Below are 18,133 nucleotides of genomic sequence, written 5' to 3'. Positions count from 1 at the left end.
ACCGATCGATTTGAAACCAGTCGATCGGTTTGACCGATCTTCGTGAAAATAAAGATGATTTTTCGGACTTATGTAATATAATTTACGTGAATTCAATTTTGGTAAAAAGATGAGGTCCTAAACATCGAATTATTTCGATTCAAGGTATCTTTTTTATACCTTGGATTAAGTTGTTAAATTAACAATCAACTTAGTCTATTTTAGGTATAATCGCTGCATATTCGCAATACTTCAAGGTAACTAATGATACACGTGTAATTAAATTTACCCAGCTCGTTCCAGATTTCCTTCCTGTCATGACTGGAATCAGAGTCTAACATCGATAAATATGGCGAGTTAGGTACTCAGCAGTGAGGGTGTGGTTGTCGATATTGAATGATCTTAATATTTTGGAAACCGATCGTGTTAACTAGACTTTGGGGTGTGAGGGATCGTTGGCAAAAGTTACAGTTTACTCCACAAGTTGCTGCCCAAAAGCTGCAACCAACTGTTGAGGCGCGATTATCCACGCCTACAGAAGTTGCCGATCTGGCGATCGCACATCAACCTAGCGAAGCAAGTCCGATCGAACTGCTACCACAGACAAACACGGCGAAATATGTAACAATGAAGCAAGATTTTCTAGGCGATCCCGAATACCCCAAAGCTCTCGTGGAAACAGATGACCCAGAAGCTTGGTATCAGCAGGGAAACTTGTACCGTAATGCAGGTAAGCTGGATGTTGCCTTAGCTTGTTACAATAAAACGCTAGAGTTACAGCCACACAAGCAAGCAGCTTGGGTGAATTTGGGTTGGGTTTTAGTAGGACTGGAACGATTGACAGATGCATTAGAGTCTTACGATCGGGCGATCGAACTTCAGCCGCAAGATGCCGAAGCATGGGCGAATCGCGGCTGGGTATTATTTCAATTGCAAGATTATCACCAAGCAGTTAAGAGTTGCGATCTGTCGATCGAAATCGATCCGGGAGATCGGTTTGCGTGGTATCAAAGAGGGCGCGCGCTGTTTGAATTACAAGAGTACGATGAAGCATTGGCGGCTTACGATCGAGCACTAGAAATTCAACCAGATGATAGCCTAACTCTATCGCACAAAGGATGGTTGTTATTTCACGTCGGTCAAGTCCACGCCGCTTGCAGTTGTTACGAACAAAGTTTACAGATCGATCCTCAAGATAGTTTTGCATGGAACAATCAGGGTCAAGTTTTGTTTTATTTAGGTAAAATCGCCCCGGCAATTAAGTCTTATCAGCAAGCAACACAACTTAATTCACAATTTTATCAAGCCTGGAATAATTTAGGTGTCGCCCACTTCGAGCAAAAAAGTTTTCAAGATGCCTTGCGATGCTACCGTTGCGCGCTCGATTTGGCTCCTGACTTTATTGCCGCCGCTTATAATCAGGGCAAAGTCTTATTTTATTTAGGTGACTTTGAAGCCGCCCTAGCCGCATATACCAAAGTTACCCAACTCCAGCCAGACTTTTATCAAGCCTGGAATCATTGCGGAAATATTTTATTCCATCTGGGCGAACTCGAAACCGCACTTCGTAAATATGAAGTCGTCACTAAACTTCAACCCCAACTAGCCGAAGGCTGGATGAATCGCGGTAATATTCTGTTGCAACTAGATCGTCCCCAAGAAGCCCTTAATTGTTATACGCAGGCGACTACGCTAGTGCCTAAAGATGCCGAAGCGTGGAATAATCGCGGTAAAGCCATGTTTCAATTGAAACGGTACGAACATGCCCTCGATTGTTATCGCAAAGCCACGCAAATCGAACCACATCACAGCGATGCTTGGAATAATCAGGGCAAAGCGTTATTTAAACTCGGTCAATTTGAGTCGGCGATTAGTTGTTACGAGCAGGCGACGCGACTGCATTCCGACTTTTATACAGCTTGGAATAATTTGGGAGTAGTTCAATTTCAACTCCAACGTTACGAGGAGGCGATCGTCAGTTACGATCGCACTTTAGAAATTGCCCCAGATTTTCATCAAGCTTGGTATAACAAGGGCATGGCACTGTTTCACCTGAGCCAGTACGATCGATCTTTGGCAAGTTACGATCGAACGCTCCGGCTCAAACCAGATTACCATCAAGCTTGGAATAATTTGGGCTTCGTGCTATTTCATTTGGGGCGATATGACGAGGCAATTAGCAGCTATCAGCACACACTCAAACTCAATCCTGATTTTCATCCAGCTTGGTACAATCAAGGGATGGCATTGGCTCATCAATGTAACTATGGTGCTGCGATCGAGAGTTACGACAAAGCTTTAGGATACCAGCCAGACGATCCATACATTTGGCACAGTCGCGGGTTAGCTGTAGCTAAATTGGGTCGCCCGGAGGAGGCTGTAAGCTGTTACGATCGATCGATCGATCTAGATACCGATAATTACGAACCTTGGTACGAGCGCGGTAAAGTGCTAGCCGGACTCGGTAGATATGCCGCCGCGCGCGAAAGTTTCGAGCGAACGTTAAAATTGCGCCCGAAAGATCCGGCAATTTGGCATAGTTACGGAATCGTACAAGGATTAGAACGAGATCGCGCTGCGGCATTAGAGAGTTTCGATCGGGCACTTGCCCTAGATCGGGATTTTTATCAGGCTTGGTACGAGCGCGGTAACGCACTTTCCGAGCTGAAAAGATATGAATATGCGATCGCTAATTACGAGCGGGCGATCGCCATCGCCCCCGATTTTTATCCAGCCATTCAGGGCAAAGGGCAATCGCTATTTAAACTCAACCGCTATGCAGAGGCAATCGAGAGTTACGATTTGGCTCTAGCAGAGGCACCGGATAGTTTTGATGGTTGGTACCAGCGGGGCTATGCCTGCTCGCATTTAGAGCAGTGGGAAGCCGCACTATACAGCTACGATCGCGCTCTCAATATCAATGCCGATGCGGCTAAAGTGTGGTATTTCAAGGGCAAAACGCTGCTCAAACTCCAACACTATCCCGAAGCCTTAATCGTTTACGATCGATCGCTAGAACTGAATCCTGGCGATTATCACAGTTGGAACGATCGCGGGCTGATCTTAGCTCATTTAGATCGTTCTGCTGATGCGATCGCCAGTTACCGCCGCGCGATTCAACTCCAAGCCGATTACCATCCCGCTTGGCACAATTTAGGTAAAGAATTAACTCAAATCGGTAATCCCGAAGCCGCGCTATTCGCTTACGATCGGGCGATCGAATTTCACCCCCAAGATCCCGATACCTGGTACGGGCTAGGGAATCTGTTGTGGGAATTAAATCGCTGGCAAGAAGCTGTCTACGCCTACCAACAAGTTACCAATCTCCAACCCGATCGGCCCCAAGCTTGGTATCGTCAAGCTAAGGCTCTCCAACAACTTCAACAATGGGAGCCAGCCGCCACTTGTTACGAACGCGTCGAGGCATTAACCACCCCCAGCTACGATCTGTGCTACAGTCACGGGCGCGTTTTGGCGCAGCTCCTTCGGTGGGAAGCAGCGATCGCGCAGTACGATCTCGCGCTCCAATTTGATGAAAACGAAGCCGCCTGGTATGCTAAAGGTTTAGCCTGTGCCCAGCTCTATCGCTGGGAAGCGGCGAATAGTTGCTACGAACGCGCCTTGAGCCTAGATCCGCAAAATCAAGCGATTCTCTACAACCAAAGCCAAGTTCAGGCGGCAAAAGGTGAATGGGAAACCGCCGCCATCGTCTGCGCTCAAGCGATCGCCATCGATACCGACAATCCCGAAATTTGGGAACAGCACGGCAGAATCTCGATTGAACTGGGCGACTTTAGTAAAGCAATTGCCAGCTTACAAACTGCCACCAGCCTCCAGCCAGATCGGGCGACGAGCTGGCATTTATTGGGGCAGGCTCTCTACCATCAAGGCGAATTTATCGCCGCTTTAAGTGCCTATCGGCAGGCACTAGAACTAGCACCCACCGCCCAAACGTGGTACGATCGCGGTTACTTATTAGCCAACTTAGAACGCTGGACGGATGCACTGACTAGTTACGATCGGGCGATCTATTGCGACCCCAAATTTGCCCTCGCCTGGTATCAACGCGGACAAGCGCAGTTTCAGCTCGATGTAAAGCCTACTGAAAATCTTTACAACTACCAACGCTGTCTGGAACTAGATCCCAACTACGCACCAGCCTGGTATCAGCATGGCAATCTCCTATTTCAATTAGGGCAGTTAGAAAAATCGCTCGTTAGCTACCAACGCGCTCTGGCTCTCAAACCAGAAGACTACTACGCGTGGAACAATCATGGGAACGTGATGGGATCGCTCAAACGTTATGAAGAAGCGATCGTCAGTTACGACAAAGCCATCGAACTGCAACCTCAGTTTTATCAAAGTTGGCACAATCGCGGTAAAGCCTTATTTCAACTCCACCGCTACGAAGAAGCTGCCACTGCTCACGATCGCAGCCTCCAAATTCACCCCCACGATGCCCATGCTTGGAATGGGAAAGGCATGGCACTGCAACATCAAGGCTGTTGGCAAGCAGCTCTTACCTGTTACGAGCAAAGTATCGAGATCGATAAACTCGATCCGCTCGCTTGGCTCAATCGGGGCATCGTCCTGTTTCACCTTCAGAAATATGAAGATGCGATCGCCTGTTATGACAACTGTGCGATCCTCAATCCCGACGATCGACAAGCCTACCACTATCGTGGTAACGCTCTGCTCGAACTCGGTCGGTGGGAATCTGCTGTGGCGAGCTTCGATCGCGCCCTCACCCTCGCTCCCAACCTCGATCGCGCCTGGAATAGTCGCGGTAGTGCCTTATTTCAACTCGGTAACCTCGAAGGTGCCCTCCACAGTTACCGCCAAGCCACCAAGGTTGCCCCTCAAGACCCCACGGGCTGGAATAACCAGGGCACCATTCATCTCAACCTCCAGCATTATGCTGAGGCTCTCCAGTGCTATCAAGCCAGCCTCAACCTGCACGATCGCGATCCACAGATTTGGTATCGACAGGCGATCGCCCAGCAAGCTTTAGGACAGCTAGATGAAGCGATTGTCAGTCTCGATCGATCGATCGAAATCGATGCTAAAGCTACCCATGCTTGGTACCGTCGGGGGAATATTCATTTCCTCCAGCGGGAATTTGTCAAGGCTTGTGCCGATTATGAAGTTACGCTCAATCTCGATCCCAATCTGGCAGAAGCTTGGAATAGTCGCGGTAATTGCCTGATCGAGATCGATCGACTCGATAATGCTTTATTTAGCCTCGAACAAGCCATTAAAATTGAACCAGAGCGTCCGGAGTTCTGGTTTAATAAGGGCAGAGTTCAAAGCAGTCTCCGCCAGTGGGAACAAGCCGAGCAATCGTACCAGCAAGCACGGAGTCTCACTCAGCCAGACTGGTAAATTTTAGCCGCCAGCAGCAAAGGTGAGCATAATTGTCACTGATAGTAGCAAACCTGGGCAGAGCAATACGACTAATAGCAGTAAATCTTGGGTTTCCATATATGTTTGGCGGGTAAAAACAGCAGTTCGGGTCGATCGGACTAGCTTCTAATTTAATAGCGATCTTCAAAATTAGAACGTAAATCATACGATTTCTTAATAGTCATCAAAGTTCTAACCTGAGATAATTTTAGACTGTGTGATGAGCAGGAACGAGTCAATGCAAGCAAATCGTCAAACTTCGCAGTCGTCGAGTCTAGATTTCCACTGCTTTTTTAGCCGATCGGATCTTTTAGGTTCGATCGCCTTTTTTTGTTGACGATCGCTAATAAACTCGCTAAATTTAAATTAGAGTTTAAGCACTAAATCATGTCCAGACCAGCATTAAATAAAATTGGATTAGGTGGCTACAGAGTCAAACCAGAGACGCTTGAAAAGCTGAAATCAATATCGATAGAAGCAGGATACATACATGGCAATGGTGCAGCAATCGGACAGTTTTTAGATGCGATCGCCCAAATTAACCCGATCGTCCTCATCGAGCTTACAAAAAGTAGTCAAACTATTGACGAATAAGCTTGTAAAACTTATAATAGAATTACATCTAAACAAGTGCATTCACCCAATGTCAGAATTACAACAAGTCTTGGATTCGATCGACGAACTCAAAGCCGAGTTCAGGGCTTGTGAAACTAGGCTAGAAACCAAAATCGATACTTTTAACGAGAAATTCGATAACTACCAAAAAGCTACTCAGTCGATAGTAAATCTAGCATTCGGATTAATTGCATCTGCAACAATCGTTACTGTTGTATCTAACGTATTCCAATGCTAAGAACCTGAATTTCTAACAGCTACCCTTTCGCGATCGAGCGACAAATATTAGACCTGCTGCGAAAGTAGGAATACAATCTTTTTAAGCATTGTTAATTTGGGTTTGCATATTCCGATCGAATCGAGCCTAAAATCTTTCTCCCAGTCCGAACTGAATTCGGGTTTCACTGCGATCGTTAATGGCATAATCGAGACGTAATGGGCCGATCGGCGATTGAAAACGCACCCCAGCACCGTAGCCAAAGCCGCTCCCAGGTTTGCTCCGCGCGCCAGCCGGATTTCCTGGAACGCTGGTTCCCGTGCCTAAATCGCTACCATAGTCGGCAAATACACCCAAACCAAAGAACGAGACAACTGGGAATCGATATTCGGCAGTAGCTTGAATATAGCTGCGTCCCGAACCCACATCGCCATCTTCATAACCCCGCACGCCCGACGAGCCGCCCAAACTAAAGGCTTCATAGGGTGGCAAATCGCCTAAAATCGTTCCACCTTGCAGATTGAACAGCAGCGATTGACTCCCTGGTGTAAAGTTGGTCAATTTCACTGGTACGTATTGAGTAAAACTAGCTTTGGCTTTAGTCATATTAATACTTCCCAATCCTACGGGAATCGATCGATCTACACCCAATTTGAGCAGCGAACCTTGAGTCGGATCGGAAAAACTATCCCGCGCATCTTGAGTCAATCCCAACTGGAGCATCAATAAATCGTCTTGTCCGGTTTTACTAAAGCTCAAATCGTTACCACCCGAATCTTTAGAAACGATTGCGCCACCATTAACATCTCGCGTCGAAACTCGTTGATATTGCACCCCCACCGAAGCGCGCCAACCGCTGTCATTAAAAGGATTGCCATCGAGCGGACGACTGAACGTAATTCCACCGCCAGTTCTGAGAATCGTCGGCGTATCGTTGACAGTCCCCGGTACGAATAGCGGCGTTTCACCACCACCAAAAACGAAAGATGTCGATCGACGGGCGAAGGCATTGACAGTATAAGATGTGCGATTGGGATCGGTAGCAATCCAGGGATCGGTAAAGCTCAGATCGCCTAATAACCCTGTCGTACCTTGTTGAACGTTCGCACCTAATGTTTGCGCGTTACCCCCAACATTGAGTTGGCTATAGTTGAGGCTGGCAAAAAAACCATTTACAGAACCATAGCCGACATTTGGCACGATCGAGAAGTTTTTACCCCGCTCGATGACATCATACTGAAGGATTACTTTTGCCGGATCGGTACCTGGCGCGAACGAAATCCGCACATCGTCGAATAAACCCAAGCCATAAATTCGCCGCAAATCTTTTTCCACAGCAGCCCGGTTGAAAATTTTCCCCGATTTTAATTGCGCCTCGCGGGTGATAATAAATGGTCGAGTTTCACCTGTAATCGGTTTTTTATTCTCATCTTCAGCCTCACCCTTTTTATTCAAGAATCGCACCCGTACGTCTTCGATTTGCCCTTCAGCGATGACTAAAGTTAGTTTGCCATCGCCATTAAGTTCTTCGACATCGACGACTTGAGCGAGGTTATAGCCCTGTTTCTGGTAAAGCTGATTCAACTTGTCGATCGCGGCTTTAAGTTCGATCGAATTCAACCGTTTACCATATTGAGGTTTGAATATTTCATCGATCGCCGCAGCAGTTAAAACGCTACTACTAGCCGCTGGCAGCGTCTTAATCTGGACTCGATCGAGCGTGCCGTAGAGTTTGACTACAAAGCTAATTATCACGCCTTTAGCTGTATCTGTGGGCACGATTTCGACGGTTGCAAAATCACCTAATGCCTTAACTGCATTCAGGTTTTGTTCTAATTGAGCGCGATCGGTTTTTTGTCCGGTTTTAATCGTGAGTACTTGCCGAATTTTGGACTCTAATTCTGGGGCGAGTCGATCTCGATCTGTTGTAATGATAATCTCAGAAACGATAACTTGTTTTTCGGCACTCGCAGGAGAGTCAGTAGCCGGATTAGTAACGGGTTGCGGTTTTTGGCGATTGGCTGGCTGGGAAGATTTACGTCTCGATTTAGCGACGATATTTGGCTTGTTTCGATCGTTGGTAATATTTAAAGAACTAGCTAAATTTGCTCGATCTACTAATCGATCGCTTTTTATGGTTTCTGCACGAGTAGAGATGGTAGTTGTAATTTGAAAGATGGCGGTGAGTGCGATCGTGAAGAGTAATTTTAAACGCATAGTTAGTGAAAATATTTTAAAGTGGTGAGGAGCGATCGGGTAATAGGTAAAATTAAGGTACTTTTTCCATTAAGAAAAAATCTGGTATCTCTTCAGCAACAATAAACTCCAAATGTTCGTAGAATTTTTTGGCGGGATTGATTGCCATTACCCGCAGCCGAATGGGAATGCTCGATCGATCTGCTTCAGCAATGAGTTGGTTAATTAATGCACTACCAATACCTAACCGTTGATATTTGGGTAAGAGATAGATTTGTTCGAGTTCGATATATGTCGAAAATCTAGCAACCCGCAGTACGCCCACAGATATATTATCGATCTCAATGACTTGAGAATTAGGCGATCTGCTATGTAAGTGAGATTCGGCTCGTACTCGTACTTCGTCCCATCGACCCCAAGTAGCAATGATAAATTCACGCATTGTCAGATCGATAACACTATAAAATAATGTTGCATCATTTGAGTTAGCGGGACGAAGTGTGAAATTTTGGCTATCTTTCATTATGATGGATCTATTCTTTCCATTTATGTTAAATCGATAAATGTTTGACATAGGCAATATTGGTATAAAGCCGATCGAATCCGACTGATTCGTACAACTTTCTCGCTCCAAACGGATTTTCTGAATCAACTCCAATTTTAGCAATAGTCATATTTAAAGCCTTGAGCCGATCTAAACTATGCAACAACATTGCTCTTGCCAATCCTTGCTGTCGAAAATCTGGACTGGTGCATAAAAGTGCGATCCAACCTTCTTGTCTGCCGATAAATAGATTATGTTCCCGATTAATCGTACAATAACAAATAGCAGCAAACTTACCTTCACGATCGATAGCTACTAAATCTAATTCTGGCAAGTATTCTGGGTTGTCCAATCGAGATTTGTAGCTTTCGATAGTTAGGGGATGATAGTTCCACGTATTGATAAAACATCGATTGTGGAGATCTACCCATGAGTGTGCTTCTCGATCTGCATCGACAGCACGAATAGTGAAGCCTGCTGGTAATTGCGGTTTGGGAATTTCTTGAGTTAGAGGTTGAGATAAAAACCAAAAATTACGGTCTTCTTTAAATCCATGACGGTTCAAAATAGCGATGCGTTCCGTTCGACTATCCCGACTCCAGGTGAATAATTTCGGCTGTCCCTGACGCTCCCTACCGACTTCTTGCATCTGGGTTTCTGCCCATTCAATAATTTGCCGATCTAAATCGCCACCGCGCGCGATCGGATGAACTACAAACCACAAAGTCCCATCGGCGAGATTGCCTGGAGTAGGCTCGTCGATCGATAATTCTCCAAACCCCATTAATTGCCCATTAGCATCTTCCCACAGGCTCAAATCGCGCTCTCGATCGATTGTCGGATATGCTAATTCTAATCGCAGTTGAGCGATCGAAATCGATAATTCTAAATTATCGACTTTCTCACAAGCATCGAATAAATCTACAAGTAATTGGAGATCTGAATCACCTCGATAAGAGCGCATTATGGTTGATGAATTTTCCATACTTATTTACACTCCCAATTTAATAACATGCCATCGACATTACTAAGCTAGCAATCCTCGATCCCAAATTGCCACATCATAAAAGCGAACATATCGGCACGTTCCTGAATTAGCTGGGTTTTAGTCGAACCAATGCCATGCCCTGCTTCATAATCCATCCGCAGCAACACGGGTTTACCACTTGCCGATGCGGCTTGCACTCTGGCAGCAAACTTGGCAGATTGCCACGGCTCGACACGCGGATCGGTAATACCATGAGTAATCAACATCGCTGGATAATCGACCCCATCACGAACATGTAAAAATGAATCCATTGCGTAGAGTGCCTGAAAACCTGATTCAGTCTCACAACTGCCAAATTCAGGGGTATTATTCACACCATTTGGTGTTGTTTCAAATCGGACTTGGTTGAGACAGCCGACGCGAGGAATTGCCACCGCAAATAGATCGGGACGCTCGGTAATCGCTCTCCCGATTAAAATCCCACCTGCACTTGCGCCTTCACCTGCTAGTTTGGCTGGAGAAGTATATTTTTGCTCGATCAGATATTCGGCACAGGCAATAAAATCTTTCCAGGTATTCGGCTTAGTTTGTTGAAATCCAGCACGATACCACTCTTCACCATTTTCACCGCCCCCGCGCACATGAGCGATCGCAAATACACCCCCGCGCTCGTACCAAACAGATTGAGTCTGTAGATAAAAGGGATCGAAGGAATAACCATAAGCACCATAGCCCATCAACAAACATGGATTTGCACCATCTAATTTCATCCCTTGTTTGTGAATGATTGACAGCGGTATCATCACACCATCGTGGGATTTTACCGTTACTTCTGTCGCAACTAAATCCTCAGGAGCATCATATTTACCTTTAGGTTGCAATTCTAAATCGGTAAATAAACTGGTGGCGGGATTGTATTCATAATGGCTTTCACATTTTGTCCAAGTTTTGATACTGATGATAACTCCATCTGCGCGAGGATCGTTTGTCAGGAAATTGATAGCTCCATCAGACGGCGGGTTTAGGTGCTGTATTTTGCCATCATAAGTAATCCGAATTAACTTGCCGATGCCGTTTTCTGTGACGATCGCATACAGCGCATTATTAGCTGCAAATAGATCTTTGACGATCGAATCACTTTCCGCCAACACAGTTTTAGCAGCAGCTAGATCGGGATTAGCCAATGATGTTTTGATAATCTTGAAACGAGCGGCATTCTTAGAAGTTCGTAAATATAGATCTGCTCCATGTGCCGTAAAACTCCTGACTTCATCAGCAGCATCACAAATTTTGATCCATTTTGGAGTATCCTGGCTGAGTGAATCGATCGTGGACACATAAGCATCGATATTTAGCTGTGTCCCATTGAAGATCACAGCGATCGCATAGTCAGATGATACGTGGGTTATACATGGCCAAACATATGGCGGTAGGTTTTCCACTGGTGCAATTCCCTGCTGGAGGATAACTTTATCCTGTTCTAGATCTGTGCCCAGTTGATGCCAATAGGTTTGACTGTTTTGATATTTGTCGATCTCTGCCATCCCTGCTGTCATCTCTTGGAGTCGATGATAGAAAAACGACTGATTATCGGGCAACCAACAAGTTGATTCCGGTGTCCGCGAAATCGGTACATCGATGTTCTGTAACGTTTGAGTGTCCAGCACATAGAGCGAGGCATCTTCCGAGCCGTTGGCGGAAACTAAGTAGATAACATATTTCCCATCTCCTGATGGGTTGAATTCATTAATAGCATGGGTATTACCAGTCTCTTGCCGAAATCTATCGGGATCTACCAACAGAATTTCTGGACTATCCAGACTCGATCGCATGTAGAGTTTCGATGTCTCACTTTGGATATCGATCTTCCGGTAGAAGATTTTGCCATTGACTAGACGAAAGACTCCAGATACTTTAGCAGAAACCGAACTATCTAATTCCACCATTCGATCGAAAAAAGCCTTGCGTTCAGGTAGTTGTGAGAGGGTCTCGATCGTAAAATCGGCTTGTGCTTTCACCCACTGTTGTACTGTCGGATCGTTAAAATTTTCCATGTAGCGATAGTTGTCTACTACATCTGTGCCAAAGTAGTTATCAGTAACGGGTTTGATGGATGCGATCGGTTTGATATTGATTTCAGTCATATTAGATTTCTCGATAAAATTAATTTGTAAAAAGATTTTATTTGGTGAGTAGATTTGAATTAGTCAATTTCAGCAATTAGCATCAGTAGTTTTTGAGTGATATTAATATCGATACTTGCCATCAGATTAGCCACTTTGTCCGATTAATGAGCCAATTATGTCCAATTACGTCCGATTATGTCCGATTAAACTGGGTGACATATCCCCGACTTCTCGGAGAAGTCGGGGATATCGCAGGAATATCGCAGGTAGCTGTATTTACTTGAGATTGGGACAGTTTGCTAGTACTTTCTGAAGCTCGGCGGGTGCTTGCTGGCGCGAAACCTTGGTAGTAGGACAACCCATTTTGTAGTTTTCAATCGATCCATCTGGCTTAAAATTAATAGTTACAGGTGCCGAACCGCGCTCAAAGATGCCCACATAGTCAGTTGCATCTATCTTCTGAACTTTTTGATAATCCCCCAGCCATTGCTTGAGACTAGTCAGGATCGGGCTATTTTCGCCGTTAGCACGGGTGTTTGTTTTGAAAGATTTATCGAGTGCAGCTTGAGCCGATGCTTGCGCTTGTGCTGTTGGTGCTGGTTTATTTTTCTCGCTAATATCCACACCCGCAATTCTGCCGCTGTTATCCATTGCTAGCTTGACAATTACATCATCGGGCTTGGCACGCTCGAAGATAATTCGATATTTGCTATTACCGATCGACTGAACCGATCTATACTTGCCATACCTAAATCGTCCGATCTTCATCGTGATATCCCGCTGGATTTGCAGCGCATTCACATCCGAATTTTTATCCACCGCTTTGAGAAAGTCAGGTGTAAACCAACTCGCATCCAATTTTTCAGCAACTATCAGCCGCTCTAGTGCAGATGCGGGGGAGATAATTCGATTGGTAGGAGATTCCTTGACGATGTTCGATTGCTTGGGTTTAGCGACGGCTGACGGCGGCGTTGTCATCCAGATCGAAGCAGTAATGACCAATAAATAGGCTAGATAACTTTTCATGCCTTCACCTCTGTAGAAACTTCCGCATATCTTTAAATCTGCTGAAGCATCGAATTTAATGCTACCGGAACGCAGACATAGTAAAGATTAACCTAAAACCCAGATGTCTGAGTACTACCTAAGGTCATAGAAAATATTACTAAAGTCATATCGATCGGGATCGCGATCGAACTAAAATCGGATCGAACGTCAATCGATCGATTGCTGATGATAACCTTACCCTCTATTTCACCAACTACCCGTCGATCGCTATTAATCGTCGAGATGTGTGTTTTATTCGTTAGTACATGGTTTAATTTGAACGATCCAGAGTTACGAAAATCGTTACCGAATATTATCAATATTGTTCTATCGATAATTGCGATTTCGCCTCTAATCGCAATTTTGCCTATGAATCGCCCACTCTGGCAACGGCGAGTTTATTTCCTCATCTCAATTATTATCTTTGCTACTGCTAATCATCTGAAGGTACCTATATATACTCTAAATTTAGTATTTCTTTTAAAGGGTTGTCTGTTATTGCCACGCCGAGAAGTAATTGCGATCGCGGCTATTTCAATGGTTCTAGGTGTCACTAGTTTTAGTGTGCGTGCGCCAGAAATATTCGAGTCAATTCGGAATCGAGACATTGAGGCTTATTTGAATGTACCCAGAATTATCACTAACATCGTGATGGGCGATCTGTCTAATTGCGTCTTTGTATTGCTATTTGGTAATATTTGGGTCGAAGAACAAAAGTCTCGCCAAAAAGCCGAACGTCTGACTCAACAAGTAGAAACATTAGCCACAGACTTAGAACGCAATCGCATCGCCAGAGATATTCACGATACTTTAGGACATTCACTGACTTCATTAGATGTCCAAATCGAACTCGCTCAAAGGTTGCAAGCAACAGAACCAGCACGAGCGCAACAATCGATCGATCTTGCTAAGAAACTTAGCTCTCAAGCGATCGATAACGTCCGTCAAGCCTTGGGAACGATGAAGCGATCGAATTTTGACCTCAAGGAGGCAATTGTCGCCTTAGCGGAGCAAAACCAGCCATTTCAAATTATCGTCAATCTCCAATTTCCCCAGCTATCGCTCCAGTCGAGCTATCAACTTTATTGTATCGTGCAAGAGTCGCTAACTAATATCCAAAAGCACGCTCAAGCCGATCGGGTGACGATCGAGAGTAAAATTGTTAATAATGGTACTGTATTACAAATCTGCGATAATGGTAACGGATTCAGTCTAGATCGACCCCACCCCGGATTTGGCTTGAGAAATATGAAAGAACGCGTGCAATGTTTGGGTGGCGAATTTCATATCACCAGTAAAGACGGACAAGGTACGCAAATTAAAATATTTGTACCTGCATCCAGCTAAAATTGTCGATTACCGACCGTAGGCTTCTCTTCTCTCCGAGACGCGAAGCTGAACGCCAACGAGTAACTATAATTTTCTAGCACTGCATATATACCCAATAGCCATGAAACTCGAAAAATTATACAAACTCAAAGAAAAGCTCCAAAAAGAGACAGATCTCTCTAAAATTTGGTTGTATTATATGGATGAATTTGGCGATATTCCAGAATTTAGCGATCTCGGCGAGCCAGTTCGACAAGACTTTCTCTTGACTGTCATCACACAGGTATGTCAACAAATCTTCGGCAAACCTACCAATATCGATAATATTTTGACAATTTATATTAAAGAATATCAATTTTATCATGCACCTTTCTTGGCAAGTAACCATATTGGTGGAGTAATTTTCTTTGAGGATATTAACACTGGTTTAATAGCAGTTACATCCGCTGCTAGTAAAATAGCAAAATACTCACGATTTACAGGAATAGCTAAGTCCGATCGACACGATCGTAATTAATTTCTTGTGCTTAATATGAAGTAGCTTAATTATCGATCGACATCGCCGCTATTGTCAATTATTAAATAATTCATGATTCGCTTATTATTGGTTGACGATCTAGTTATTTTTAGGCAAGGATTAGCCGCATTAATTAATCTCGAACCAGATATCGAAGTTGTCGGGGAAGCTGGCAATGGGGAAGAGGCAATTTTGCTCGCCCAAACACTTCGCCCCGATGCGATCTTAATGGATGTGCGGATGCCAATTTGTAATGGAGTCGAAGCCACCAAAGTCATCCATCAGCGATTTCCGTGGATTCGGATTATGGTATTGACGACTTTTAATGAAGATGAATATATTTGTCAATCGCTTCAAAATGGAGCGTTAGGTTATATCCTTAAAAGTACGCCATCTCAACAATTAGCTACTGCTATTCGCAGTTTAGATCGCGGATTCGGTCAATTAGATCCAGCCATCGCCCTCAAGGTATTCGCACGCATACCCGAACCTATCGTTACACCTTCGTCAACATTAGCAGTTTTAGAACAATTCAATCATAGCGAAATTGAAATTCTTAAACATATTGGTAAAGGCAAAAGCAACCGCGAAATTGCGATCGATCTCCATCTCAGCGAAGGTACCGTCAAAAATTATGTTACCAATATTCTTACCTGTCTAAATTTACGCGACAGGCTGCAAGTAGCACTCTGGGTAGCGCAGAATTTCACCGATTCATCTCCTGAAATATAGGGTAGGGGCAATTCATGAAGCGGCTTGCGCTCGTCGGGTTCCCCGACGGTTTAGCAAGACAAGACATTGCCCTACCCTATATTTCAGATCGCAATTCAGCACCGCTCAATTCTCTTTACAATAAAATCTATCCACTATTCACTATCCACTAACTTATGATACCTAGAAACTTCCGACTAATTACCATTCCCGTCAGCCATTACAGCGAAAAAGCTCGGTGGGGACTAGATTACTTACAAATTCCTTTTAAAGAATTGGCACACATGCCACCATTTCATCGGGGAGCCACGAAAAAGTATGGTGGAACTACCGTTCCCGTATTAGTAACAGAGACAGGTGCGGCGACTGATTCTACCGATATATTACGCTATTTAGACAGACTTTATCCAGAGCAACTATATCCGATCGATCCACAATTGCAGTTACTCAGTACGGAACTAGAGATATTATTTAATAACACATTGGGCGTACATACTCGCCGCTGGGGATATTCTTATATTGCCACGTCTGAATTACTCTATCCGCGTTGGACATTGGGCGTGCCATTTTGGGAAAAGTTATTATTTCCAGTTATCTTTCCCAGAGTAGGCGCGATTCTCAAGCAGAATTTTGATATTACCGCAACATCCGGTGCGGAATCTTATCGAGAAATAGAGATTGTATTCGATCGAGTCGATGGATTGCTAGCAGATGGACGTAAATACTTATTAGGAGAGCGATTTTCAGCGATCGATATTACTTTTGCCGCACTAGCCGCACCAATCCTTCAGCCTCCAGAACACCATATTTCGCCCGCTCCGCTGGAGTCTTTACCCACTCAGATGCAAACTGATATCCGCACCGCTCAAGGCACCTCAGCGGGCAAATTTGGGCTGCGAATGTATCGCGAACATCGCTCTAATTCGGTAGAATCGAATGCGATCGTAAATCTTAGCAATTAGGTCGGAATAATCTTACCCGATCGGACTTGGAGAATTTGTGATGAGTTTAACCATTTGGCATCAAAGGCACCTAAATGGGTGGTGGTGATTAATGTTTGAAAGCGATCTTCAATCACACTAAGCAGTTGATTCTGACGAGTTAAATCGAGTTCGGCTAAGACATCATCGAGCAGCAATAATGGTGGTTCGCCAACGATTTGTTCGATTAATTCTAGCTCGGCTAATTTCAGTGCTAAAACAAGGGTGCGCTGTTGCCCTTGCGAACCGTACGCTTTAGCCGGGGTATCATTAATTGTGAGTTCTATTTCATCCCGATGGGGGCCGACTAATGTATTACCTAAACTTTGCTCGGCAATAAAACGTAGCTGCAATCGATCGCTAAATGCCTGATAGATTGATTCGGGTGTGTTTTCTAAAGCGTTTATATTAGGTGCATAATTAATTTTTAGATTTTCGGTATTCTTACTAATTTTAGTATGCCAGGTACTAGCAATTGGTGTCAATCGATCGATAATTCTCATCCGTCGCCTAATTACTTTAGTACCAGTAATAATTAATTGATGGTTCCATGATTCTAATTCGGCGGGATCTAAAGATCTTTGCTCTGCTTGTTTGAGTAAACTATTCCGTTGTTTTACTACTCGCTGGTATTCATGCAAAATATGTGCGTAGACTGGCTCAATTTGAAATAATAATGCATCGATCCAATGGCGGCGAGTCTCTGGATTACCCCGAACTAAATCTAGATCTAATGCTGAAAATTCGACAGCATTTAAGATACCTAAAAAATCGAGCTGTCGTTTGAGATTTTCGCGGTTGACAATTGCAGTTCGCCTACCTTTATCTCTTAATAATAAAGCCAGATCGATCTCGCCATGTTTGCGCGTTAATTGCGCAGTAATTTTACTTTCGGTTTCTCCTGTCAATACTAAATCTCGATCTCGTGTGACTCGATGGCTTTTAAGTGTAGATAATAATTCTACTGCTTCTAAAAGATTAGATTTACCCTGAGCATTATCTCCAAGTAAAATAGTTTTAGGGGCAGAAAAAACAATTTCCTGTTCCTGATAGTTCCGAAAATTACGCAGATGAAGACGATTTAAAAACACGGATTGGGAGATAGGGGAGATTGCAATACGGTTCGGTTATTCAGCGACTGAAGTCGCCGCTGGTGATGCAAAGTCCGCCTACGCGGACTAAGATGAGACATGTAAATTAAAAAGTAACAAAAATATTATAGCAATCCTAAATGAGTTTATCATTTTATAGTACTTATGTTTAAAGCTCAATCTGTTGATACACAACTGATAGAGCAATTTATCTAATAATTTTTTGTACTACAAACGAAGTTTATCAATTAGGATCGCTATATCTATTTCTTGACTAACTGTGGAAATTTTTTGCATAAAGCAGTAAATAATGGTGAGGGTTTACTGTCTTGCAATCTATCTCCCTGTTGCCAATTAAATCGGTTCCATAAAAAGGGAGCTTCTTTTTCT

At 44.1% G+C, this 18,133-nt stretch carries 13 protein-coding genes; 7 read left to right on the top strand and 6 right to left on the bottom strand.

The genetic code is table 11. The annotated features are described in order from the left end of the window. Positions 1 to 402 precede the first annotated feature (402 nt). From RMO79_RS23935 to RMO79_RS23925, 3 genes are all read left to right on the top strand, one after another. A complete protein-coding gene (locus RMO79_RS23935; RefSeq protein ID WP_310485781.1) occupies positions 403 to 5,361 on the top strand; it encodes a tetratricopeptide repeat protein in 4,959 nt (1,652 codons plus the stop codon). A gap of 408 nt (positions 5,362 to 5,769) precedes the next feature. Beyond that, positions 5,770 to 5,976 carry a hypothetical protein gene (locus tag RMO79_RS23930; RefSeq protein ID WP_310485780.1) on the top strand — a complete coding sequence of 69 codons (207 nt, stop codon included), beginning with the start codon at positions 5,770 to 5,772 and terminating at the stop codon, positions 5,974 to 5,976. Between the two features lie 49 nt (positions 5,977 to 6,025). After that, entirely contained in the window at positions 6,026 to 6,235 is a 210-nt protein-coding gene (locus tag RMO79_RS23925) for a hypothetical protein (RefSeq protein ID WP_310485779.1), read from the top strand. A gap of 126 nt (positions 6,236 to 6,361) precedes the next feature. Here the strand turns inward: RMO79_RS23925 and RMO79_RS23920 are convergent, their stop codons facing one another. The 5 genes from RMO79_RS23920 to RMO79_RS23900 all read right to left on the bottom strand — a co-directional run bounded on the left by RMO79_RS23920 (position 6,362) and on the right by RMO79_RS23900 (position 13,094). Beyond that, positions 6,362 to 8,431: a BamA/TamA family outer membrane protein gene (locus RMO79_RS23920; protein ID WP_310485778.1), complete on the bottom strand. Its 2,070-nt coding sequence runs from the start codon at positions 8,429 to 8,431 to the stop codon at positions 6,362 to 6,364. 52 nt (positions 8,432 to 8,483) lie between these two features. Next, a complete protein-coding gene (locus tag RMO79_RS23915) occupies positions 8,484 to 8,933 on the bottom strand; it encodes a GNAT family N-acetyltransferase (RefSeq protein ID WP_310485777.1) in 450 nt (149 codons plus the stop codon). 28 nt (positions 8,934 to 8,961) lie between these two features. Then, a complete protein-coding gene (locus RMO79_RS23910; RefSeq protein ID WP_310485776.1) occupies positions 8,962 to 9,939 on the bottom strand; it encodes a GNAT family N-acetyltransferase in 978 nt (325 codons plus the stop codon). Positions 9,940 to 9,986: 47 nt separating this feature from the next. Continuing rightward, the gene (locus tag RMO79_RS23905) at positions 9,987 to 12,086 is read right to left on the bottom strand and encodes a prolyl oligopeptidase family serine peptidase (RefSeq protein WP_310485775.1); all 2,100 of its coding nucleotides are present in this window, start codon (positions 12,084 to 12,086) and stop codon (positions 9,987 to 9,989) included. A 258-nt stretch (positions 12,087 to 12,344) separates the two neighbouring features. Next, the gene (locus RMO79_RS23900; RefSeq protein WP_310485774.1) at positions 12,345 to 13,094 is read right to left on the bottom strand and encodes a hypothetical protein; all 750 of its coding nucleotides are present in this window, start codon (positions 13,092 to 13,094) and stop codon (positions 12,345 to 12,347) included. Between the two features lie 390 nt (positions 13,095 to 13,484). On the opposite strand from RMO79_RS23900, the gene RMO79_RS23895 reads away from it, so the two are divergent. The 4 genes from RMO79_RS23895 (at position 13,485) to RMO79_RS23880 (ending at position 16,634) form a co-directional block, all read left to right on the top strand. After that, positions 13,485 to 14,462, top strand: coding sequence for a sensor histidine kinase (locus RMO79_RS23895; protein ID WP_310485773.1), 978 nt, complete (start codon positions 13,485 to 13,487; stop codon positions 14,460 to 14,462). Between the two features lie 103 nt (positions 14,463 to 14,565). Then, the gene (locus RMO79_RS23890; RefSeq protein ID WP_310485772.1) at positions 14,566 to 14,961 is read left to right on the top strand and encodes a hypothetical protein; all 396 of its coding nucleotides are present in this window, start codon (positions 14,566 to 14,568) and stop codon (positions 14,959 to 14,961) included. Positions 14,962 to 15,033: 72 nt separating this feature from the next. Continuing rightward, positions 15,034 to 15,693 carry a response regulator transcription factor gene (locus tag RMO79_RS23885; RefSeq protein WP_310485771.1) on the top strand — a complete coding sequence of 220 codons (660 nt, stop codon included), beginning with the start codon at positions 15,034 to 15,036 and terminating at the stop codon, positions 15,691 to 15,693. Positions 15,694 to 15,848: 155 nt separating this feature from the next. Next, the gene (locus tag RMO79_RS23880) at positions 15,849 to 16,634 is read left to right on the top strand and encodes a glutathione S-transferase family protein (protein ID WP_310485769.1); all 786 of its coding nucleotides are present in this window, start codon (positions 15,849 to 15,851) and stop codon (positions 16,632 to 16,634) included. On the opposite strand, the gene recF is transcribed toward RMO79_RS23880, so the two are convergent. Then, complete coding sequence (gene recF / locus RMO79_RS23875; protein WP_310485768.1) at positions 16,631 to 17,743, bottom strand: DNA replication/repair protein RecF; 1,113 nt, start codon at positions 17,741 to 17,743, stop codon at positions 16,631 to 16,633. The genes RMO79_RS23880 and recF overlap by 4 nt on opposite strands. Between the last annotated feature and the right edge of the window lie 390 nt (positions 17,744 to 18,133).

The organism is Chamaesiphon sp. VAR_48_metabat_403 (assembly GCF_031422475.1).
Classification (GTDB): Bacteria; Cyanobacteriota; Cyanobacteriia; order Cyanobacteriales; family Chamaesiphonaceae; genus Chamaesiphon.
The sequence above is the reverse complement of the archived record's forward strand: the minus strand, read 5'-3'. Positions and strand labels throughout refer to the sequence as shown.

Excerpts from the sequence above, each read along its gene's own strand:
- RMO79_RS23925 (WP_310485779.1), top strand. The coding sequence starts at position 6,026 with ATGTCAGAATTACAACAAGTCTTGGATTCGATCGACGAACTCAAAGCC.
- RMO79_RS23880 (WP_310485769.1), top strand. The coding sequence starts at position 15,849 with ATGATACCTAGAAACTTCCGACTAATTACCATTCCCGTCAGCCATTAC.
- RMO79_RS23910 (WP_310485776.1), bottom strand. The coding sequence starts at position 9,939 with ATGGAAAATTCATCAACCATAATGCGCTCTTATCGAGGTGATTCAGAT.
- RMO79_RS23920 (WP_310485778.1), bottom strand. The coding sequence starts at position 8,431 with ATGCGTTTAAAATTACTCTTCACGATCGCACTCACCGCCATCTTTCAA.
- RMO79_RS23890 (WP_310485772.1), top strand. The coding sequence starts at position 14,566 with ATGAAACTCGAAAAATTATACAAACTCAAAGAAAAGCTCCAAAAAGAG.
- RMO79_RS23915 (WP_310485777.1), bottom strand. The coding sequence starts at position 8,933 with ATGAAAGATAGCCAAAATTTCACACTTCGTCCCGCTAACTCAAATGAT.
- RMO79_RS23930 (WP_310485780.1), top strand. The coding sequence starts at position 5,770 with ATGTCCAGACCAGCATTAAATAAAATTGGATTAGGTGGCTACAGAGTC.
- RMO79_RS23885 (WP_310485771.1), top strand. The coding sequence starts at position 15,034 with ATGATTCGCTTATTATTGGTTGACGATCTAGTTATTTTTAGGCAAGGA.
- RMO79_RS23905 (WP_310485775.1), bottom strand. The coding sequence starts at position 12,086 with ATGACTGAAATCAATATCAAACCGATCGCATCCATCAAACCCGTTACT.
- RMO79_RS23900 (WP_310485774.1), bottom strand. The coding sequence starts at position 13,094 with ATGAAAAGTTATCTAGCCTATTTATTGGTCATTACTGCTTCGATCTGG.
- RMO79_RS23895 (WP_310485773.1), top strand. The coding sequence starts at position 13,485 with ATGAATCGCCCACTCTGGCAACGGCGAGTTTATTTCCTCATCTCAATT.